Source organism: Cereibacter sp. Soil_C_27, assembly GCF_057657095.1.
This window is the reverse complement of the sequence record NZ_JBDGJD010000002.1, coordinates 280,375-299,834: the sequence shown is the minus strand read 5'-3', so window position 1 is coordinate 299,834 and position 19,460 is coordinate 280,375. Positions and strand designations below refer to the sequence as shown.

The 19,460-nt window shown below is 67.9% G+C and carries 19 protein-coding genes; 9 read left to right on the top strand and 10 right to left on the bottom strand.

Annotated features, from left to right (window positions below; all coding sequences use genetic code 11):
* Nucleotides 1-30: 30 nt before the first annotated feature.
* From AC3A5Z_RS08355 to bcoG, 7 genes are all read right to left on the bottom strand, one after another.
* A complete protein-coding gene (locus tag AC3A5Z_RS08355) occupies nucleotides 31-816 on the bottom strand; it encodes a carnitinyl-CoA dehydratase (RefSeq protein ID WP_487518910.1) in 786 nt (261 codons plus the stop codon).
* Nucleotides 813-2,810, bottom strand: coding sequence for an acetate--CoA ligase family protein (locus AC3A5Z_RS08350; protein WP_487518909.1), 1,998 nt, complete (start codon nucleotides 2,808-2,810; stop codon nucleotides 813-815). Before AC3A5Z_RS08350 ends, AC3A5Z_RS08355 begins: the two co-directional genes overlap by 4 nt.
* Entirely contained in the window at nucleotides 2,807-3,112 is a 306-nt protein-coding gene (locus AC3A5Z_RS08345; RefSeq protein WP_487518908.1) for an Rdx family protein, read from the bottom strand. The genes AC3A5Z_RS08350 and AC3A5Z_RS08345 overlap by 4 nt, the downstream gene beginning before the upstream one ends.
* 302 nt (nucleotides 3,113-3,414) lie before the next feature.
* Nucleotides 3,415-4,578: an acyl-CoA dehydrogenase family protein gene (locus AC3A5Z_RS08340; protein ID WP_487518907.1), complete on the bottom strand. Its 1,164-nt coding sequence runs from the start codon at nucleotides 4,576-4,578 to the stop codon at nucleotides 3,415-3,417.
* An 11-nt stretch (nucleotides 4,579-4,589) separates the two neighbouring features.
* Nucleotides 4,590-6,044 (bottom strand): carnitine 3-dehydrogenase, encoded by a 1,455-nt coding sequence (locus tag AC3A5Z_RS08335; protein ID WP_487518906.1) that lies wholly within the window; start codon nucleotides 6,042-6,044, stop codon nucleotides 4,590-4,592.
* Between the two features lie 107 nt (nucleotides 6,045-6,151).
* Nucleotides 6,152-6,670, bottom strand: a complete 519-nt coding sequence (locus AC3A5Z_RS08330; protein ID WP_487518905.1) for a lipocalin family protein — start codon at nucleotides 6,668-6,670, stop codon at nucleotides 6,152-6,154.
* Complete coding sequence (gene bcoG / locus AC3A5Z_RS08325) at nucleotides 6,667-7,575, bottom strand: 3-dehydrocarnitine:acetyl-CoA trimethylamine transferase BcoG (protein ID WP_487518904.1); 909 nt, start codon at nucleotides 7,573-7,575, stop codon at nucleotides 6,667-6,669. The genes AC3A5Z_RS08330 and bcoG overlap by 4 nt, the downstream gene beginning before the upstream one ends.
* Nucleotides 7,576-7,659: 84 nt before the next feature.
* Here bcoG and AC3A5Z_RS08320 point away from each other — a divergent pair, with 84 nt between their 5' ends.
* Nucleotides 7,660-8,640, top strand: coding sequence for a GlxA family transcriptional regulator (locus AC3A5Z_RS08320; RefSeq protein WP_136793797.1), 981 nt, complete (start codon nucleotides 7,660-7,662; stop codon nucleotides 8,638-8,640).
* Here the strand turns inward: AC3A5Z_RS08320 and AC3A5Z_RS08315 are convergent.
* From AC3A5Z_RS08315 to AC3A5Z_RS08305, 3 genes are all read right to left on the bottom strand, one after another.
* On the bottom strand, nucleotides 8,637-10,541 hold the full coding sequence (locus AC3A5Z_RS08315; RefSeq protein WP_487518903.1) for a heavy metal translocating P-type ATPase: 1,905 nt from the start codon (nucleotides 10,539-10,541) through the stop codon (nucleotides 8,637-8,639). The two genes, AC3A5Z_RS08320 and AC3A5Z_RS08315, sit on opposite strands and share 4 nt — an antisense overlap.
* A gap of 178 nt (nucleotides 10,542-10,719) precedes the next feature.
* Entirely contained in the window at nucleotides 10,720-11,220 is a 501-nt protein-coding gene (locus AC3A5Z_RS08310) for a YciE/YciF ferroxidase family protein (RefSeq protein WP_487519594.1), read from the bottom strand.
* A gap of 101 nt (nucleotides 11,221-11,321) precedes the next feature.
* A complete protein-coding gene (locus tag AC3A5Z_RS08305; protein ID WP_487518902.1) occupies nucleotides 11,322-11,891 on the bottom strand; it encodes a L,D-transpeptidase in 570 nt (189 codons plus the stop codon).
* 167 nt (nucleotides 11,892-12,058) lie between these two features.
* On the opposite strand from AC3A5Z_RS08305, the gene AC3A5Z_RS08300 reads away from it, so the two are divergent.
* From AC3A5Z_RS08300 to AC3A5Z_RS08265, 8 genes are all read left to right on the top strand, one after another.
* Nucleotides 12,059-12,745 carry an HAD family hydrolase gene (locus AC3A5Z_RS08300; RefSeq protein WP_487518901.1) on the top strand — a complete coding sequence of 229 codons (687 nt, stop codon included), beginning with the start codon at nucleotides 12,059-12,061 and terminating at the stop codon, nucleotides 12,743-12,745.
* Entirely contained in the window at nucleotides 12,742-13,707 is a 966-nt protein-coding gene (locus AC3A5Z_RS08295) for a sugar-binding transcriptional regulator (protein WP_487518900.1), read from the top strand. The genes AC3A5Z_RS08300 and AC3A5Z_RS08295 overlap by 4 nt, the downstream gene beginning before the upstream one ends.
* Nucleotides 13,708-13,812: 105 nt before the next feature.
* The gene (locus AC3A5Z_RS08290) at nucleotides 13,813-15,123 is read left to right on the top strand and encodes an ABC transporter substrate-binding protein (protein WP_487518899.1); all 1,311 of its coding nucleotides are present in this window, start codon (nucleotides 13,813-13,815) and stop codon (nucleotides 15,121-15,123) included.
* Nucleotides 15,124-15,195: 72 nt separating this feature from the next.
* Nucleotides 15,196-16,068: a carbohydrate ABC transporter permease gene (locus AC3A5Z_RS08285; protein WP_107664002.1), complete on the top strand. Its 873-nt coding sequence runs from the start codon at nucleotides 15,196-15,198 to the stop codon at nucleotides 16,066-16,068.
* A 1-nt stretch (nucleotide 16,069) separates the two neighbouring features.
* On the top strand, nucleotides 16,070-16,900 hold the full coding sequence (locus AC3A5Z_RS08280) for a carbohydrate ABC transporter permease (protein WP_487518898.1): 831 nt from the start codon (nucleotides 16,070-16,072) through the stop codon (nucleotides 16,898-16,900).
* 7 nt (nucleotides 16,901-16,907) lie between these two features.
* Nucleotides 16,908-17,906, top strand: coding sequence for an ABC transporter ATP-binding protein (locus AC3A5Z_RS08275; RefSeq protein WP_487518897.1), 999 nt, complete (start codon nucleotides 16,908-16,910; stop codon nucleotides 17,904-17,906).
* Entirely contained in the window at nucleotides 17,906-18,676 is a 771-nt protein-coding gene (locus AC3A5Z_RS08270; RefSeq protein ID WP_487518896.1) for an L-iditol 2-dehydrogenase, read from the top strand. Before AC3A5Z_RS08275 ends, AC3A5Z_RS08270 begins: the two co-directional genes overlap by 1 nt.
* Nucleotides 18,676-19,455: an SDR family NAD(P)-dependent oxidoreductase gene (locus AC3A5Z_RS08265; protein ID WP_487518895.1), complete on the top strand. Its 780-nt coding sequence runs from the start codon at nucleotides 18,676-18,678 to the stop codon at nucleotides 19,453-19,455. The genes AC3A5Z_RS08270 and AC3A5Z_RS08265 overlap by 1 nt, the downstream gene beginning before the upstream one ends.
* Nucleotides 19,456-19,460: the final 5 nt, after the last annotated feature.

The window sequence follows — 19,460 nt, the reverse complement described above, 5'->3', positions numbered from 1 at the left end:
GCCGGGCGGGCCGGCCCGGCGCCGGCCCGCCTAGCGCCCCTTCCAGACCGGATCGCGTTTCTCGGCAAAGGCCCGTGCGCCTTCCAGCTGATCCTCGGAGGAATAGAGCCGGTCCACCGTCGGGAACTGCCGCTTGGTGATCCGGTTCAGCGCGTCCTGAAAACGCATGTCCTCGGCCTCGCGCACCACTTCCTTGATGGCGGCGAAGACCAGCGGCGGGCCGCTCTCCAGCATCCGCGCCAGCGCCCAGGCCTTGGGCAGCAGATCCTCCGGCGTGGTGATCTCCTTCAACAGGCCCCAACGCAGCGCCTCCTCGGCATCGAACCAGCGCCCCGTGAGCAGCAGGTCCATCGCCACGTGATAGGGGATGCGCTTCGGCAGCTTGATGCTGGCCGCATCCGCCACCGTGCCCGAACGGATTTCGGGCAGCGCGAATGTCGCGGTATCGGAGGCGAAGATCAGATCGCAGCTCAGCGCCAGTTCCAGCCCGCCGCCGCAGCAGATGCCGTTGACGGCGCAGATCACCGGCTTGTTCAGGTTCGGCAGCTCCTGCAGCCCGCCGAAGCCGCCGAGGCCATAGTCGCCGTCCACCGCATCGCCGCCCGCCGCCGCCTTCAGATCCCAGCCGGGGCAGAAGAACTTCTCGCCCTCCGCCCGCAGGATGCAGACCCGCAGGCTGTCGTCGTCGCGGAAGGCGCGGAAGGTCTCGCCCATGATCCGGCTGGTCACGAGGTCGATGGCATTGGCCTTCGGACGGTCGAGCGTGACCTCCAGAATGCCGCCCTCGCGCCGTGTCTTGATCGGTGTCTCGGTCATGTCGCCTCCCGTATCAGTGCATCCACCGCCACCGCGCCTGACGCGCGGAGGATCAGCGGGTTGATTTCAATCTCGCGCAGGTCGGGCCGCGCCCGCATCAGCGCCTGCAACGCCAGCACCGCCTCGACCAGCGCTTCCACATCGGGCCGGGCCCGGCCCCGGTAGCCGTCGAGCAGCGGCCAGAGCCGCAGCCTGCGCAGCGCCGCTTCAACCTCCGCCGCCGTCACGGGCGCCACCAGCGTCACCGTATCGGCCAGAAGCTCCGCCGTCACCCCGCCCATGCCGAGGGTCAGGGTCAGCCCATAGACCGGATCGCGCTGCAGCCCGACCAGCATCTCGACCAGCCCGCCCGTCACCATCTCCTCGGCCAGATAGCCGGTTGCGCCGGGCATCTCCGGCTCGTCGTCGAGCGTCTGCAAACCGAGCCGCACCGCCCCGGCCTCGGTCTTGTGGGCGAACCCCAGCCCCTTCAGCGCCAGCGGCCGCACCAGCCCCTCGGCCAGCGGCCCGAGGGCTGCAAGGCTCTCCGCCTGCACCCCGCGCGGCACGGCGATCCCGGCGCGGGCCAGCAGCGCCTTGGCCTCCGCCTCGTCGAGCAGCCGCGTTCCGGCTTCCGGCAATGTGGGCTCGGGTCGCCAGCCCGCCAACCCTGCCGGGGTGGACGCGGCGCGCAGGGCCCCCAAGGCCGCCTCCAGCCCCATCAGCGGCACGATGCCCTCCGCCAGCATCGCCGCTGCCCGCGCCTCGCCGAAATTCTCCGGCAGCGAGGCGACCGGGAAGGCGGGCTTGCCCGTGGCCTTCGCCGCTGCGACGATGGCTTGCAGCGCCGGCTCGAAGGAGCTCGCATCGCAGCGGTCGCCGCGCGGCGGGTCGATGACGAAGATCCCGGCGTCATAGCCCGCCAGCATCGTGGTGAAGACCTCGGTGGTGCGCGGCCCGTCGCCCCAGATAAAGGTATGGTAATCCAAAGGGTTGGCGATGGTCACGATCGGCCCGAGGATCTCGCCCAGCCGCGCCCGCTGCGCCTCCGAGGGTGGAGGCATCTCGAGCCCGAAGGGGGCCGCAAGATCGGCCACCAGCCCCGCCTCGCCTCCGGAACAGGAGAGCGAGCAGAGGCGCCGCCCCAGCCCCGGCCCATGGACATGCAGGATCTTCAGCGTTTCGAGAAGCTCGGACAGCGTGTCGACCTCGGCGATCCCGGCCTGCCGCAGGAAGGCGCTCGACGCCGCCCCGCCGCCCGCCAAGGAGGCGGTATGCGAGGCCGCCGCCGTGCGCGCCAGCTCGGTCTTGCCGGATTTCAGGCAGACGATGCCCTTGCCCGCCATCCGAGCCGCCTCGGCCAGCGCGGCGAGCTCGGGCGCGTCGTCGATCCCCTCGACATACATGCCGAGCGCGGTCACCCGCTCGTCGGCCAGCAGCGCCCCGGCCAGCTCCGCCAGCCCGACCTGCGCCGCATTGCCGAGACAGGCGACATAGGCCACCGGCAGCCCGCGCGCCTGCATGGTCAGGTTGATGACGATGTTGGAGGATTGCGACAGGAGCGCCACGCCCCGCGCCACCGGCTGCCCGCCATGCTGGTCGGGCCAGAGCAGCGCGCCGTCGAGATAGTTGATCACCCCGTAGCAGTTCGGCCCGAGGATCGGCATCCCGCCCGCCGCCGCCACCAGCCGGTCCTGCAGTTCGGGCTCCCCCGCCTCGGTCCAGCCCGAGGCGAAACAGATGGCGCCCCCCGCGCCCATGGCCGCAAGCTCGGCCACCACGTCGAGCGTCGCGTGCCGGTTCACCCCGATGAAGGTCGCATCCGGCGCGGAGGGCAGATCGGCGAGCCGGGCGAAGGCCGGCAGACCGCCGATGCTGGTCTTCGTCGGATGCACCGGCCAGACCGGCCCGGCGAAGCCCATGTTGGCGCATTGCGCGATCACGTTCTCCGCCCAGACCGAGCCCAGCACGGCGATGGAGCGGGGCCGCAAGAGCCGCGAGAGATCCTTGCTCATGTGCCCTGCTCCGGCGCCTTGCGGTCGATATGCCCAAGATCGCGCTCCGGCCAGACATGGTCGCGCACCATCTGCTTCAGCTGCTTCACATCGGGAAAGCCGCCGCGCTCCTTGCGGTCCCAGATCACCGCGCCGTCGAGCGTGATCCGGAACAGACCGCCCGTCGCCGGGACCAGCGTCACCGAGGCGATATCCTGCCCGAAGGTCGAGAGCAGCTCCTGCGCCATCCAGGCGGAGCGGAGCAGCCAGTTGCATTGCGTGCAATAGGTGATGGCGATCGTGGGCCGGGGCGTGTCAGACATGGGCGGCCTCCGCGTGCAGGACCGGCAACGGCGCGACCTTGCCCGGCCCCGGGGGCTGTCTGCCCCCGGACCCCCGAGGATATTTGGAGACAGAAAATGGGAACGCTCCGCCCGCAAGCACGGACGGAGCGCCATTTCCTGTCGCGGTCATCGGCGTCCCCGCCTGTACCGCCCGCCCATCCTGCCCGGTGTTGCCTAACGCTTCGTTACCGTGCATCGCCTCTTTCCATTTTCTGTCGAAAAATATCCTCGGGGGGCGCGCCGCAGGCGCGGAGGGGGGCAGACAGCCCCCCTGCCCGATGTCAGCCGCCGACCGCGCGCAGGAGTTCACGGCTGATGATGTGGCGCTGGATCTCCGAGGTGCCCTCCCAGATCCGCTCCACCCGCGCATCGCGCCAGATCCGTTCCAAGGGCAGATCGTCCATCAGCCCCATCCCGCCATGGATCTGGATCGCCTCGTCGGCCACCATCGCCAGCACCTCCGAGGCCTTCAGCTTGGCCATCGACATGTCGGCCTCGGTCACCGAGCCCCGATCGAATTTCCAGGCCGCGGCCCAGGTCAGCAGCTCCGCCGCCCTGAGCTCGGTCGCCATGTCGGCGAGCTTGAAGCTCACCCCCTGGAACTTGCCGATCTGCTGGCCGAACTGCCGGCGCTCGGCGGCATAGGAGATCGCATGCTGCAACGCGCGGTCGGCGCGGCCGAGGCAGGTCGCCGCGACCTGCAGCCGGGTGGCGCCGAGCCAGGTGTTGGCGACCTCGAAGCCCTTGTGCGGTTCGCCCAGCACCTGGCTCGCTGGCAGGCGGCAATTGTCGAACTCCAGCACCGAATTGGTGTAGCCGCGGTGGCTGACGTTGCGGTAGCCCTCGCGGATGCTGAAGCCCGGCGTGCCCTTGTCGACGAAGAAGGCGGTGATCAGCTTCTTTCTGCCGCGCGGCGTCTCCTCCTCTCCGCTCGCCATGAAGACGATGGCGAAATCGGCGAGATCGGCATGGGAGATGAAGTGCTTGGTGCCGTTCAGCACCCAGTCGTAGCCCTCCTGCCGGGCCGAGGCGGTCATGCCGCGCAGATCCGACCCCGCGCCCGGTTCGGTCATCGCGAGGCAGTCCCATTTCTCCCCCCGGATGCAGGGGAAAAGATACTTCTCCCGCTGCTCCGCCGTGCCCGCCAGCAGGATGTTGGAAGGCCGCGCGACGCAGGTCCAGTGCAGCGCATAGTTGGCCCGACCGAGCTCGCGCTCGTAGAGCAGCCAGGACAGCGTATCCAGCCCGGCGCCGCCGACCTCCTCGGGCATGTTGGCGGCATAGAGTCCCGCCTCGATGGCTTTCCCTTGTATCTCGCGGATCAGCTCGCGGCGCAGATGACCACTGCGTTCCACCTCGGCCTCATGCGGGTAGAGCTCGGCCTCCACGAAGGCGCGGGTGGTCTCGACGATCATGCGCTGTTCGTCGGTCAATCCGAAGTCCATCTCTGTCCCTTTCAGCTTTTGCGCTGCCCGACCGCGCGCCCGGCGCTGTCGGGGCGTGGCAGGGCGGCGTGGGCGGCAGCGATCGGCATCAGCCGGTCGAGCACCGAAGACGCCGCCGGGCAGGTCTTGCCGGCCTTCATGTCGACATGCAGCAGCATCTGCTCGACGCTGGCCACCACCTCGGCGCCGCGCTGGATGCGGATGAAGACATGTAGCCGCTTCTCGTCCGCCGCCAGCACCTGCAGCGTGCCGGTCAACCGGTGGCCCAGCTTGGCCTCGCCCAGATGCAGGATATGCGTCTCGGCGGTGTAATAGCTGAAGCCGCCCGCGACATAATCCATGTCGGCGCCGATCAGCCGCAGGAAGGCGTCCGAGGTCTCGGAGGCGGCGAAGAGGTAGCGGCTTTCGGTCATGTGGCCGTTGTAGTCGATCCAGCCCGGCAGCACCTGCATCTCGGCCATGACCAGCGGCGCGCCGGTCGCCGGGGCGGCGTGGAACGCCACACGGCGGCGCTCGTCATGCTCGCGCAGCACCTTGCCCGCGCCCCAGTTCCGCTCCTTCAGCGCACGCAGGAAGCCGATGAGGTTGCCGTCGCGGATCCGCTCCAGCTCGCGGATCGTGTGATGGCCGGATTGCGCGTCGGACTGGCCGGCGATCAGGTCCACGAGCTCGTCGTTGAACTCCGGCACGTCGGTGAGCTTGGTCCAGGGCCAGCTGAGGCAGGGCCCGAACTGCGCCATGAAATGCTTCATCCCGGCCTCGCCGCCCGCGACGCGGTAAGTCTCGAACAGGCCCATCTGGCCCCAGCGCAGGCCGAATCCCATGCGGATCGCCTCGTCGATCTCCTCGGTGGTGGCGACGCCATCCTTCACCAGCCAGAGCGCCTCGCGCCAGACGGCCTCGAGGAAGCGGTCGGCGATATGGGCGTCGATCTCCTTCCGGACATGCAGGGGGAACATGCCGATCTCGCGCAGGATCTCCTTGGCCCGCTCGATCGCTTCGGGGTCGGAAGCGGCGGAAGGCACGACCTCGGTCAAGGGGAGCAGGTAGACCGGGTTGAAGGGATGGGCCACGAAGATCATGGCCGGGTTGGCGGCGCCCTCCTGCAGCTGCGACGGCTTGAAGCCGGAGGTGGAGGAGCCGATCAGCGTGTCGGGACAGGATTGCTGGATCTGGGCGAAAACCCGGTGCTTTAGCTCCAGACGCTCGGAGACGGATTCTTGAATGTAATCGGCACCCTCCACGGCTTCTGTGAGGCTTTGCGCGAAGCTGAGCTCGCCCTCGGGCGGCATCGGGATGTCGGACAGCGCGGGAAGCGCGGCGCGGGCGTTGGCCAGCACCTCGCCGATCTTGCGCTCGGCCTCCGGGTCCGGGTCGAAGACCGAAACGCTCCAGCCGTTGAGCAGGAAACGCGCCGCCCAGCCTCCGCCGATGACGCCGCCGCCGATGATCGCTGCCTTCTTCATTCGCATTCCTGTCGCTGTTCGCAGCCGCCCCATCGGCGGCCTCTGGTCATCAAGGTCTTGTCCCGTGCCACGGTTGGCGCGGGTTCGTCAGCCCGGAGGCGGCGCGCTCAGCGTTGGTCGGTGCGCTGCAGGGCGGCCGCGTCGTAGCCGTTGTGCTCGAAGAGATCGCGGGCCGAGCGCAGCTGTTGCGGCGTCATCTCGCGGTCGCGGTGCAGGACCCATCCGGCGATCCGCGTCGGCGTGCCCACCACCAGCGTCTGCCCGTCGCGCGACACGCCGAGGATCCAGTAGTCGCCCCGGAACGGCACGCCTGCCAGATCGACCTTCAGCCGCCCCGGAGCGGCCACAGTGGCGGTGCCGGTGATCTCGCGCAGCTCGTTGCCGACGCGACAGCTGTTGCGCAGCGCGATGCTGCCGTCCGGCTGCGGCGCATAGTCCCCCGTTGTGTGGCTGCACCCGGCCTGGAACGGCGCGGGGAAGCTTGCGATCTCGTACCACTTGCCCGCGATCTGCGCGGGGGTGACGTTGCTCACGACATAGAGCGGCGCGCCGATGTAGCGCGAGGAGGGAACATGCGGGGCGCAGGCGGCCAGCGCCAGCAATCCGAGCAGGGCGATGCGTGTCATGACGGGGCTCTCTTCTCCAGGTTCAGCTTCGCCCGGACCTCGGCGGGCGTGATGACCCGCGCCCCCATCCTCTCGATGATGCCGACCGCCCGTTCGACAAGCTGAGCATTGGTCGCCAGAACGCCTTTGTCGAGCCAAAGATTGTCCTCGAGCCCGACCCGCACGTTGCCCCCCGCCAGCACCGAGGCGGCGACATAGGCCATCTGGTTGCGCCCGATCGAGAAGGCCGACCAGTTCCAGTCGGCGGGGACGTTGTTCACCATGGCCATGAAGGTGTTCAGATCGTCCGGCGCGCCCCACGGCACGCCCATGCAGAGCTGCACCAGCACCGGCGCGGGGATCACCCCCTCGCGCACCAGCTCCTTGGCGAACCACAGATGGCCAGTATCGAAGGCTTCGATCTCGATCCGCACCCCGGCGTCCCGCATCCGCGCACCCATGTCGCGCAGCATGCCGGGGGTGTTGACCATCACGTAGTCGGCTTCGTTGAAGTTCATCGTGCCGCAATCGAGCGTGCAGATCTCCGGGCGGCAATCGACGACATGCGCCACCCGCTCCGCAGCCCCCGCCATGTCGGACCGCGGCGAGGGCCGGCCCATCGCCTCGGTGCCGTCGAACAAGAGGTCGCCGCCCATGCCCGCCGTCAGGTTCAGCACCACGTCGGTGGCGGAATCGCGGATGCGCTCGGTCACTTCGCGATAGAGCGCCGGATCGCGCGAGGGCTTGCCGGTCTCGGGGTCGCGGACGTGGCAATGCACCACGGCGGCCCCGGCCTGCGCCGCCGCGATGGCGCTTTCGGCGATCTGCTGGGGGCTGCGCGGCACATGCGGCGAACGGTCCTGCGTGCCGCCCGATCCGGTAACGGCACAGGTGATGAAAACCTCGCGGTTCATGGCCAAGGGCATGATTCTCTCCTCTTTCGGTCGAATCCTTAGCACAGTGGCAATCGGCTGCTTTGCGATATACGAAATGCACAAGGGAGAAGTGCAATGCCGAGCCTCGATGTGAAAAAGGTCGCCTTTCTGGTGCTGCCCCAAGCCTCGCTCCTTTCGGTGGCCTCGACCATCGACCCGCTGCGCTGCGCCAACCGGCATCTGGGGCATGACGCCTATCAGTGGCTGGTGATTTCGCCGGGGCTGACCGAGGTGCCGCTGACCTGCGGCCTCACCCTGCCCTGCCGGCCCTCGCTTTCGGCGGCGGCGGGGGCCGACCTCTTGGTGATCAACGCGGGCTTCCGGGTGGATCAGGTGGCGACCGCGCCGTTGATCCAGGCGGTGATGCAGGTCGCGCCCTCGATCCGCACCATCGCGGCGCTCGACTCCGGGGCGTGGATCATGGCCAAGGCGCGGCTGCTCGACGGCCACCGCGCCACGACGCACTGGGAGGATCTGGAGGATTTCGCCGCCAGCTTTCCGGAGGTGGAGGTGGTGCCGGATCGTTTCGTGATCTCCGGCAGCCGCTGGACGGCGGGCGGGGCGGCGCCGGCCTTCGACATGATGACCCGGATCATCCGCGACCGGCATGGACCGAAGATCGCGCTGGAGGTGGCCGGCAGCTTCATCACCCGCTCGCTTGACCCCGGCCTGCCGCAGCGCGCGACCGGCGATGCCGAGGGCAACCGGGACCCGCGGGTGACGGCGGCCATCCGGGCGATGGAAGAGACGCTGGAGACGCCGCGGAAGCTGGCGGAGATCGCGGCGGGCGTCGGCCTCACAGCGCGGCGGCTGGAGGGGCTGTTCCGTGCCGGGCTCGGGCTCTCGCCCGGCTCTTTCTATCTCGAGCTGCGGCTGCAGGCGGCGCGGCGCATGCTGGCCGACACGCGGCATCCGATGGCGATGATTGCGTTGCGCACCGGCTTCAGCTCCGCCGCCACCTTTTCGCGCGCCTTCCGCCAGCGCTTCGACGAAAGCCCCAGCGGCTTCCGCCGCCGCTGCGCCGGGTTCTCCGGCAACGGCATCCTTCGCCCCTAGCGTCGCCCGCGGATCGGGTCGGCCAGAAGCCGCAGCCCGTTCAGCACCACCAGCAGCGTCCCACCCTCATGCCCCACCACGGCGAGCGGCAGCGGCAGGTTGAAGAACAGCCCGCCCGTCACCAGCAGCAGCATCGCCCCCATGGCGAAGATCAGGTTCTGCCGGATCACCCGCGCCGTGCGCCGCGACAGCCGATGCGCCATGGCCAGCCGGTTCATGTCATCCGACAGAAGCGCCACATCGGCGGCCTGCAGCGCAACCTCCGACCCGGCCGCGCCCATGGCGATACCGACATCGGCCCGCGCCAAGGCCGCGGCATCGTTCACCCCGTCGCCGACGAAGGCGACCCGGCCTTGCGCGGCAAAGCCCGCCACCAGTTTCACCTTGTCCTCGGGGCGCAGGTCGGCGTGGATCTCGTCCGGCGCGATGCCCAGTTCGGCGCCGATGCGGACCGCGACAGCGCGGCGGTCGCCGGTCAGCATCTCGATCCGCCGCACCCCCGCCTGCCGCAGCGCCACCAGCCCGGCCTTGGAGCTGTCGCGCGGCAGGTCGGCCACCGTCACCGCGCCGAGGATGCGCGCGCCGCGCCCCAGCATCACCAGCGTCTCGGCCCCTTCGGAGAGGGCCGCGATCTCGGGCGGGATCACCGCCTCGCCGCGCGTGCCCATCCGGGCGGCGAGCCGGGCATTACCCGCCCAGAGCATGCCTTCGGCGTCGATGCCCACCATCCCCTCGCTCGGCACCGCCCGCGCCTCGCGTACCGCGACCGGGGTCACCCCGCGCGCGACGGCGGCGCGGCGCACGGCCTCTGCGATGGGATGCTCGGAATGGGCCTCGAGCCCGGCGAGGCGGGCAAGGAAGGCCTCTTCACCGCCCTCGCAGACGAGGCCGGTCACCTCGGCCTTGCCGGTGGTCAGCGTCCCGGTCTTGTCGAAGGCGAAGGTCCGCACCGCCGCCAGCGTCTCCAGCGCGGCGCCGCCCTTGAACAGCACCCCGCCCCTTGCCGCCGCAGACAGCGCCGAGAGGATCGCGGCCGGCACCGAGATCACGATGGCGCAGGGGCTCGCCGCCACCAGAAGTGTCGCCGCCCGGTAAAGCGCCGCATCCCAGCCCAGCCCGAGCCAAAGCAGCACCGCAAAGGCCAAGACCGAGCCCACCAGCACGACCACGGTATAGCGCTGGCCGAACCAGGCGCTGAACCGCTCCGAAGGCGCCTTGGCCGCCTGCGCCTCGGTCACCAGCGCGATCATCCGTGCCACGGTGCTTTCGCCGATGCCCCGGCTGACCGTCACCTCCAGCACCGCGTTCAGGTTCACCGTCGCCTCGAACACCGGCGCGCCGGGCAGCTTGTGCACCGGCATCGACTCGCCGGTGATCGTCGCCTCGTCCAGCGCCCCCTCGCCGGTGCGGATCACCCCATCGACCGGCACCCGCGCCCCGGGCCGCAGCACCACCACATCCCCGGGCCGGAGATCGCCCACCGGCACCTCGCGCGTGCCCTCGGGCCTGAGCAGCAGCGCGGTGTCGGGGCGCAGCGCCATCAGCGCCTCGACGGCCCGTTGCGCCCGGCCCATGGCGCGATGCTCCAGCGTGGTCGACAGGCTGAACAGCGTCAGCAGCACCGCGCCCTCGGGCGCCGCACCGACGGCGGCGGCGGCAAGAGCGGCGATCACCATCAAGAGGTCGATGTCCAGCACCCGCTCGACCCAGAGCGTCCGCAGCGCCCGCAAGCCCGCCGGGATACCGCCCGCCGCGTAAACAAGGATCAACCCCGCGATGCCGAGCGCCGTGCCGAAGGGCCGGTCCGGAAAGGCCCAGACCCCGAGCCCCGCCGCGATCATGCCCGCGAGCGTCAGCGCGGCGAGCAGCATGCCGCTTCGTTCCTCGGAGGTGTCCTGCATCTGCCCGCTGTCCTTCCTGCACGCTGCGTCTTGCGTGGCCGTCTCAGATTTAGCTTACAAATGCCTGAACAAGCGGATTTTTTTCTGGCTCAGAGCCCGCCTGCGTCAGTCTGCCGCGCATGAGAAAGGGCCGACCCCGCGAAGGGTCGGCCCAGTCGGTCCGCTGCAAGGGGCGCGCTCAGGCGGCCCGGTTCAGTCGGCCTTCGGCCAGCTGGGTCAGCTTCTTGTCCGCCGCCTTCTCCTCGACCAGCGTCTGCTCGAGAAGGGCCGCGATCTCGTTGCGGCCAAGTTCCTTGGACCAGGAGATCAGCGTGCCGTAGCGGGTCATCTCATAGTGCTCGACCGCCTGCGCTGCGGCGGCAAGGGCCGCATCCAGCACGTTCTGGTCGGCAATCTCGCCCGCGACCTCGTTGGCTTCCTTGATGATGCCGTCGATCGCCGGGCAGGTCACGGCCTTGGCCGGGGAGCCGAGCATCTCGAAGGCCTTCTCCAGCCGCGCGACATGGCCGTGCGTCTCGGCGAGATGGCTTTCGAAACCAGCCTTCAGCGGGCCGGAGCCGGCCTTTTCGATCATCTTCGGCAGGGCTTTTTCGATCTGCTTTTCGGCGTAGTAGATGTCCTGCAGCATGTGCAGGTAGAGGTCGTCCATCGACTGGATGTCTTTCGAGAACAGTGCCATCGGCAGCTCCTTTTCGGGTTTGTCCATGTCGGCGCCGGTGACGCCAACCTGCCAGACAAACCCGTGCGGAGCTGCGGATGTTCCCGGAAGTTTGCGCCGCGTCAGATCAGGCGGACCTGCGTGCCGACCGGGCAGACCTCGAAGAGCTGGGCGATGTGCTCGTTGTAAAGCCCGACGCAGCCCGAGGACGACCGCCGCCCGATCTTGCGGGTGTCATGGGTGCCGTGGATGATGTAGGCGGGCCAGCCGAGATACATCGCATGGGTGCCCAGCGGGTTGTTCGGCCCCGGCGGCGTGTATTGCAGCGACGGATCTTTCTCCAGCATCGAGGGCGTCGGCGTCCAGTCGGGCCCGACCTTCTTGCGCACGATCTCGGTATAGCCGCGCTTGGTCAGATCCTCGGTCATCGGCACCGAGCTCGGGTAGAGCCGGTAGTCCTGTCCGTCCGCCGACCAGTAGTGCAGCGCGCGCGACACGAGGTCGGCGACGATGGCGCCCTTGCCGAGAGTGTCGAAGTGATCGCGCCAGTCCTGCGTAACAAAGCTCGACACATTGGCCCGCACGGACCCCTGAACGACGGGGCTCATTTCCTGCGCGCGCAGGATCGAGGGCGTGGCCAGAGCGGCGATTCCGCCGACCAACAGGGCACGACGTGTGGCGTTGTGAGACATTCCGGCTTCCTTCTCAGCGACTTGTCGGCGCGGACCCCTTTCGGAGCGCGACATATCTTATTCCACAGATATGTCGATTAGGGTAATAGCAATCGCGTGACCGCTGTTGCGGCTGCGGCAGAGGATGCCGCTTTACTCGGCAAGGGGCGCTCGCCTAGGGTCGCGCAATGGAATTCGGGCTTGTCATCTTCGATTGCGACGGCGTGCTGATCGACTCGGAAGTCATCAGCCTGAGGATGCTGATTTCCGAGTTGCGGAGCCATGGGTTGGAGCTGACGGTGGAGTTCGTCAGCCGCCACTTTCTCGGCCGCAGCTACCCGGTGGTGCTGCAGGAGATCCGCAGCCGCTTCGGCCTCGACCTGCCGCCCAGCTTCGAGGCCGACTACCGCACCCGCCTGCTCGCCGCCTTCGAGCGCGAGCTGCGGGTGATGCCGGGCGTGGCCGAGGTGGTGCGCGGCTTGGCCGCGCCGTTCTGCGTCGCCACCTCCAGCAGCCCCGAGCGGGTGCGGCACTCGCTGCAGATCGCCGGGCTGAGCAGCCTGATGGGCACGCATGTCTTCACCGCCAGCGAGGTGGCGCGGGGCAAGCCGGCGCCGGATCTCTTCCTGCATGCGGCCGCGCGGATGGGAGTGGAGCCTGCGCGCTGTCTGGTGATCGAGGATACCGAGACCGGCATCCGCGCAGGGCTCGCGGCGGGTATGCAGGTCTGGCGCTTCACCGGCGGCAGCCATCTGGCGGGGGCCCAGCCGCCAGAGCCCGAAGACGCCCGGCCGCACCGCAGCTTCGCCGCCTTCGCCGACTTCTTCCGCCTCGCACCGTCACTGCGCCGCCAGAGCTGCGGGGTGGCGTCATGATCGACCGGCCCGAGTCCGACCCCAGCCCGCAGGACGATGCCGCCCGCGCCGGCTGGCTCTACTACGTCGCCGGTCTCACGCAGGACCAGATCGCCCGCGAGCTCGGCACCTCTCGGCAGCGGGCGCAGCGGCTGGTCAGCCGTGCCATGGCCGAGCGGCTGATCCACGTGAGGCTCGAACATCGCGTCTCGGCCTGCCTGCATCTGGAAGCGCGGCTGCTGGAGCGCTTCGGGCTGAAGCTGGCCCGGGTCGCGCCCAGCATCGGCGCCGAGATCGACCCCCTGCCCTCGATCGCCCCCACTGCCGCCGCCGAGATCGAGCGGGTTCTGCGCTCCACCGACCCGCTGGTGATCGCGCTCGGCACCGGGCGCACCCTGCGCGCAACGGTGGAGGAGCTGACCTCGATGGAATGCGAGCAGCACCGCATCGTCTCGCTCAACGGCAACATCTCGCCGGACGGGTCGGCCAGCTATTACGATGTGATCTTCCGCATCGCCGACCGGGTGCGCGCGCCGCATTACCCGATGCCGATGCCGGTCATCGCCCAGAGCACCGAGGAGCGCGACCTGTTCCACGCCTTGAAGCCGATCCAGTCGGTGCTGCGTCTGGCGCAGGGCGCGAACGTCACATTTGTCGGCATGGGGCAGATGTCGGATGACGCGCCGCTGCTGAAGGACGGCTTCATCACCGAGGCCGAACTGCGCGAGATGCAGGCCCTCGGCGCGGCGGGCGAGATCGCCGGATGGGTCTTCGATTCGGAAGGCCGTTATCTCGAAACAAGCATCAATCAGCGGGTCGCGGGGGTGAAAGTCGTCGCGGCCGAGGACCGCTCGGTAGTGGCCATCGCCGGTGGACGCAACAAGGTGAAGGGCCTCTCTGCGGGGCTGAAGGGCCGTATTTTCAACGGCTTGATTACCGACGAACTGACAGCGCGACATCTGCTTGACCTCTCGCAGGCCTGAGGAATTTCTCGGCCCCGAGAAAAGCGTTGACTAAATTCCGGCCCTTTGTGAGTAATTGTTCACGACACGAATTAATGCTCAGCGATGAGTATAGGGAGGATACTGATGACCTACAGGGTTCGCGCGCTTCTCGGCGCGTGCGCTGTGACGGCGCTTTCGACCGCCGCCATGGCCGAGACGATCACTGTCGCCACCGTGAACAACGGCGACATGATCCGGATGCAGGGGCTGATGCCCGAGTTCAACGCGAAATACCCCGACATTCAGGTCGAGTGGGTGACGCTGGAAGAGAACGTCCTGCGCCAGAAGGTCACGACCGACATCGCCACCAAGGGCGGTCAGTTCGACGTGATGACCATCGGCACCTACGAGGCGCCGATCTGGGGCAAGCAGGGCTGGCTGGTCAGCCTGAACGATCTGCCCGCCGAATATGACGTGGACGACCTGCTGCCCGCGATCCGCGGCGGCCTGACCGTCGACGGCGAACTGGTGGCCGCGCCGTTCTATGGCGAATCCTCGATGGTGATGTACCGCACCGACCTGATGGAGAAGGCCGGGCTGACCATGCCCGACGCGCCGACCTGGACCTTCATCAAGGAAGCCGCCGAGAAGATGACCGACAAGGATGCCGAAGTCTACGGCATCTGCCTGCGCGGCAAGGCCGGCTGGGGCGAGAACATGGCCTTCCTGTCGGCCATGGCCAACAGCTACGGCGCCAAGTGGTTCGACATGGACTGGAAACCCCAGTTCGACAGCCCCGAGTGGAAGGCGACCATCACCGACTACCTCGACCTGATGACCAACTACGGTCCTCCGGGCGCCTCGAACAACGGCTTCAACGAGAACCTCGCGCTGTTCCAGCAGGGCAAGTGCGGCATGTGGATCGACGCCACCGTGGCGGCTTCCTTCGTGACCGACGCCAAGAACTCGACCGTGGCCGACAAGGTGGGCTTCGCGCTCGCCCCGGACAACGGTCTGGGCAAGCGCGGCAACTGGCTCTGGGCCTGGAACCTCGCCATCCCGGCCGGTTCGCAGAAGGTCGAGGCTGCCAAGCAGTTCGTCGCCTGGGCGACCTCGAAGGAATACCTCGAGACCGTCGCGGCCAAGGAAGGCTGGGCCAACGTGCCTCCGGGAACCCGGACCTCGCTCTACGAGAACCCCGAGTACCAGAAGGTGCCCTTCGCCAAGATGACGCTGGAAAGCATCAACGCGGCTGACCCGACCAAGCCCACCGTGGACGAAGTGCCCTATGTCGGCGTGCAGTTCGTGGCCATCCCCGAGTTCCAGGGCATCGGCACCGCCGTCGGCCAGCAGTTCTCGGCAGCTCTCGCCGGCACCATGTCGGCCGAGGACGCGCTTGCCGCGGCCCAGGCCTACACCGAGCGGGAAATGACCCGGGCGGGCTACCCGAAGTAAGCTCTGGATGCGGGGCCGGTCTGTGTGACCGGCCCCCGTCTGTTCCATTCCCGCCTTCAGCCGAGGTTTCACATGGCCACTCAGCATTCCCGGACTGCTGCGCGATTGATGATTTCCCCCGCCGTCATCCTGCTTCTGCTCTGGATGATCGTGCCGCTCTCGATGACCCTCTACTTCAGTTTCCTGCGCTACAACCTGCTGATGCCGGGCATGGAAACCTGGGCGGGCTTCGACAACTACTACTATTTCCTCACCGACCCCGCCTTCTTCTCGGCGCTGAGCAACACCATCATCCTGGTGGTCGGCGTGCTGCTGATCACGGTGATCGGCGGCGTGGCGCTGGCGCTGTTGCTCGACCAGCCATTCTGGGGTCAGGGCGTGGTGCGGGTGCTGGTGATCGCCCCCTTCTTCGTGATGCCCACCGTTTCGGCGCTGGTCTGGAAGAACATGTTCATGAACCCCGTGAACGGCATGTTCGCCCATATCGCCAAGGCGCTCGGCCTCCAGCCCTTCGACTTCCTCTCGCATGCGCCGCTGGCCTCGATCATCCTGATCGTCGCCTGGCAGTGGCTGCCCTTCGCCACGCTGATCCTGCTGACCGCGCTGCAGTCGCTCGACCGCGAGCAGCAGGAAGCTGCCGAGATGGATGGCGCCTCGGTCTTCGCCCGCTTCATCTACCTCACCGTGCCGCACCTCACGCGCGCCGTGACGGTGGTGGTGCTGATCCAGACCATCTTCCTTCTGGGCGTCTTCGCCGAGATCCTCGTGACCACGAATGGCGGCCCGGGCACGGCGTCGACCAACATCACCTATCTGGTCTATGCCCAGTCGCTCCTGAACTACGACGTGGGCGGCGGATCGGCTGGCGGGATTGTCGCGGTCATTCTGGCCAACATCGTTGCGATCTTCCTGATGCGGATGATCGGCAAGAACCTGGACGCATGACATGGCACGCAAGGCAAGCACGCAACGCAAGATCCTGGTCACGGCAATCGCTTGGACCATCGCCTTCCTGATCTTCTTCCCGATCCTCTGGACCATCCTGATGAGCTTCAAGTCCGAGGGCGATGCCATCAAGGCGCCCTTCGACATGCTGATGTCGCCCTGGAGCTTCGAGAGCTATGCCGAGGTGCAGACGCGCTCGAACTACAGCCGGCACTTCATGAACTCGGTGGTCATCTCGCTTGGCTCCACCCTCCTGGCGCTTGTGATCGCCATCCCGGCGGCCTGGGCCATGGCTTTTGTGCCGGGGCGGCGGACCAAGGACATCCTGATGTGGATGCTCTCGACCAAGATGATGCCCGCCGTCGGCGTGCTGATCCCGATGTACCTGATCTTCCGCGACTTCGGGCTCCTCGACACCCGCACCGGCCTCGTCGTGGTGCTGACGCTGATCAACCTGCCGATCGTGGTCTGGATGCTCTACACCTACTTCAAGGAGATCCCCGGCGAGATCCTCGAGGCGGCGCGGATGGACGGCGCAAACCTGCGCTCCGAGATCATCTACGTCCTGACGCCGATGGCCGTGCCGGGCATCGCCTCGACGCTGCTCCTGAACGTCATCCTCGCCTGGAACGAGGCCTTCTGGACGCTGCAACTGACCACCTCGGCCGCGGCGCCGCTGACGCAGTTCATCGCCAGCTACTCCAGCCCCGAGGGCCTGTTCTACGCAAAGCTCTCGGCGGCTTCCACCATGGCCATCGCGCCGATCCTGATCCTTGGCTGGTTCAGCCAGAAACAACTTGTCCGCGGCCTGACCTTCGGCGCGGTGAAATGAGGCTGACATGGGCAAGATAACCCTGCGCAATGTGACCAAGAAATTCGGCGACGTGGCGGTGATCCCGGCGCTGAACCTCGACATCGAGAACGGCGAGTTCGTCGTCTTCGTCGGCCCCTCGGGCTGCGGCAAGTCCACCCTGCTGCGGCTGATCGCCGGGCTGGAGGACACCACCGACGGCAGCATCCTGATCGACGGGGCCGACGCCACCGACACGCCGCCTGCCAAGCGCGGTCTGGCGATGGTGTTCCAGAGCTATGCGCTCTACCCGCACATGTCGGTGCGCAAGAACATCGCCTTCCCGCTGAAGATGGCGGGCGTCGATCCGGCCGAGGCAACCCGCAAGGTGGACAATGCCGCCAAGGTGCTGAACCTCACCAGCTACCTCGACCGCAAGCCGGGCCAGCTTTCCGGTGGCCAGCGCCAGCGCGTCGCCATCGGCCGCGCCATCGTGCGCGAGCCCAAGGCCTTCCTCTTCGACGAACCGCTGTCGAACCTCGACGCGGCGCTGCGCGTCAACATGCGTCTCGAAATCACCGAGCTGCACCAGACGCTGAAGACCACGATGATCTACGTGACCCACGACCAGGTCGAAGCCATGACCATGGCCGACAAGATCGTCGTGCTGAACGCGGGCCGGATCGAGCAGGTGGGCTCTCCCCTCACCCTCTACCGCAACCCGGCGAACGTCTTCGTCGCGGGCTTCATCGGCTCGCCGAAGATGAACCTGATAACCGGCCCGGAGGCCGAGAAGCGCGGCGCCACCACCATCGGCATCCGCCCCGAGCACATCGACCTGTCGACCACTGCGGGCGAATGGCAGGGCGAGGTCGGCGTGTCCGAGCATCTGGGCTCCGACACCTTCCTGCACGTCCATGTGCCGGGGATGCCGACGTTGACGGTGCGCGCGGGCGGCGAATACGGCGTGCACCATGGCGACAGGATCTTCCTGACGCCGCAGGCCGACAAGATGCACCGCTTCGGCGCCGACGGGAGAGCGATGTGATGCGGCTTCAGGGCAAATCCGCCTTCATCACCGGCGCTGCGCGCGGCATCGGCCGCGCCTTTGCCGAGGCCTATGTCCGCGAGGGCGCGACCGTCGCCATCGCCGACATCAACCTTGAGGCCGCGACAGCCACCGCGGCCGAGATCGGGCCGCAGGCCTATGCGGTGAAGATCGACGTGACTGATCAGGCCAGCATCGACGCGGCGGTCGCCGCAGCGGTGGAGACGGCCGGTGGCATCGACATCCTGATCAACAACGCCGCTCTCTTCGACCTGGCGCCGATCGTCGACATCACCCGGCAGAGCTACGATACGCTCTTTGCGATCAACGTCGGAGGCGCGCTCTTCACCCTGCAGGCGGTGGCGAAGCAGATGATCGCGCAGGGTCGCGGCGGCAAGATCATCAACATGGCCTCGCAGGCCGGACGGCGCGGCGAGGCGCTGGTCGGCGTCTACTGCGCCACCAAGGCCGCTGTCATCAGCCTGACGCAGAGCGCCGGGCTGAACCTGATCCAGCACGGCATCAATGTGAACGCCATCGCTCCCGGCGTGGTCGATGGCGAGCATTGGGACGGGGTGGATGCGAAATTTGCCGCGGCCGAGGGCCTGCCCCGCGGCGAGAAGAAGCGTCAGGTCGGCGCGGCCGTCCCCTTCGGACGCATGGGCACGGCGGCGGATCTGACCGGCATGGCGATCTTCCTCGCCAGCGACGAGGCCGAATACATCGTTGCCCAGACCTACAACGTCGACGGCGGGAACTGGATGAGCTGATGGACCTCGGGCTGAAGGGCAAGACGGCAGTCATCACCGGCGGATCGGTGGGCATCGGGCTCGGCGTGGCCCGGGCCTTCGCCCGCGAGGGCGCGCATGTGATCCTCGCGGCGCGGCAGGCCGACCGGGTGCAAGAGGCAGCGGCGGCGATCGCCGCCGAGTTCTTCGTGCAGGCGCAGGGCATCGCCTGCGACGTCGCCACCGCCGAGGGCTGCGCCAGCCTGATCGCCGCCGTCGAGGCGGCGGGCGGGGCCGACATTCTGGTGAACAACGCGGGCACCGGCTCGAACGAGACCATCCTCGAGGCGCCCGACGACAAGTGGCTCGACTACTGGAACCTGCATGTCATGGCCGCCGTCCGCCTCGCGCGGGGCATCGCGCCGATGATGCAGGCCCGCGGCGGCGGAGCGATCCTGAACAACGCCTCGATCTGCGCCGTCCAGCCGCTCTGGTACGAGCCGATCTACAACGTGACCAAGGCGGCGCTGGTGATGTTCTCCAAGAACCTCGCCGCCGAGCTGATCCCGATGAACATCCGGGTCAACGCGATCAACCCCGGCCTGATCCTCACTCCCGACTGGGTGAAGACCGCAAAGCAGCTCTCGGGCGGCGAGTGGGAGAGCTACCTGCAATCCGTCGCCGATGAGCACGCCCCGATCAAGCGCTTCGGCACGGTCGAGGAACTGGCCGATTTCTTCGTCTTTCTCTGTTCCGACCGCGCCAGCTACTGCGTCAGCTCAACCTATCATGTCGATGGCGGCATGTTGCGCACCATCTGAGGTAT

What these genes read in the sequence shown, in the direction of transcription:
- AC3A5Z_RS08355 (WP_487518910.1), bottom strand. Translation starts at nt 816, where the DNA reads ATGACCGAGACACCGATCAAGACACGGCGCGAGGGCGGCATTCTGGAG.
- AC3A5Z_RS08350 (WP_487518909.1), bottom strand. Translation starts at nt 2,810, where the DNA reads ATGAGCAAGGATCTCTCGCGGCTCTTGCGGCCCCGCTCCATCGCCGTG.
- AC3A5Z_RS08345 (WP_487518908.1), bottom strand. Translation starts at nt 3,112, where the DNA reads ATGTCTGACACGCCCCGGCCCACGATCGCCATCACCTATTGCACGCAA.
- AC3A5Z_RS08340 (WP_487518907.1), bottom strand. Translation starts at nt 4,578, where the DNA reads ATGGACTTCGGATTGACCGACGAACAGCGCATGATCGTCGAGACCACC.
- AC3A5Z_RS08335 (WP_487518906.1), bottom strand. Translation starts at nt 6,044, where the DNA reads ATGAAGAAGGCAGCGATCATCGGCGGCGGCGTCATCGGCGGAGGCTGG.
- AC3A5Z_RS08330 (WP_487518905.1), bottom strand. Translation starts at nt 6,670, where the DNA reads ATGACACGCATCGCCCTGCTCGGATTGCTGGCGCTGGCCGCCTGCGCC.
- bcoG (WP_487518904.1), bottom strand. Translation starts at nt 7,575, where the DNA reads ATGCCCTTGGCCATGAACCGCGAGGTTTTCATCACCTGTGCCGTTACC.
- AC3A5Z_RS08320 (WP_136793797.1), top strand. Translation starts at nt 7,660, where the DNA reads ATGCCGAGCCTCGATGTGAAAAAGGTCGCCTTTCTGGTGCTGCCCCAA.
- AC3A5Z_RS08315 (WP_487518903.1), bottom strand. Translation starts at nt 10,541, where the DNA reads ATGCAGGACACCTCCGAGGAACGAAGCGGCATGCTGCTCGCCGCGCTG.
- AC3A5Z_RS08310 (WP_487519594.1), bottom strand. Translation starts at nt 11,220, where the DNA reads ATGGCACTGTTCTCGAAAGACATCCAGTCGATGGACGACCTCTACCTG.
- AC3A5Z_RS08305 (WP_487518902.1), bottom strand. Translation starts at nt 11,891, where the DNA reads ATGTCTCACAACGCCACACGTCGTGCCCTGTTGGTCGGCGGAATCGCC.
- AC3A5Z_RS08300 (WP_487518901.1), top strand. Translation starts at nt 12,059, where the DNA reads ATGGAATTCGGGCTTGTCATCTTCGATTGCGACGGCGTGCTGATCGAC.
- AC3A5Z_RS08295 (WP_487518900.1), top strand. Translation starts at nt 12,742, where the DNA reads ATGATCGACCGGCCCGAGTCCGACCCCAGCCCGCAGGACGATGCCGCC.
- AC3A5Z_RS08290 (WP_487518899.1), top strand. Translation starts at nt 13,813, where the DNA reads ATGACCTACAGGGTTCGCGCGCTTCTCGGCGCGTGCGCTGTGACGGCG.
- AC3A5Z_RS08285 (WP_107664002.1), top strand. Translation starts at nt 15,196, where the DNA reads ATGGCCACTCAGCATTCCCGGACTGCTGCGCGATTGATGATTTCCCCC.
- AC3A5Z_RS08280 (WP_487518898.1), top strand. Translation starts at nt 16,070, where the DNA reads ATGGCACGCAAGGCAAGCACGCAACGCAAGATCCTGGTCACGGCAATC.
- AC3A5Z_RS08275 (WP_487518897.1), top strand. Translation starts at nt 16,908, where the DNA reads ATGGGCAAGATAACCCTGCGCAATGTGACCAAGAAATTCGGCGACGTG.
- AC3A5Z_RS08270 (WP_487518896.1), top strand. Translation starts at nt 17,906, where the DNA reads ATGCGGCTTCAGGGCAAATCCGCCTTCATCACCGGCGCTGCGCGCGGC.
- AC3A5Z_RS08265 (WP_487518895.1), top strand. Translation starts at nt 18,676, where the DNA reads ATGGACCTCGGGCTGAAGGGCAAGACGGCAGTCATCACCGGCGGATCG.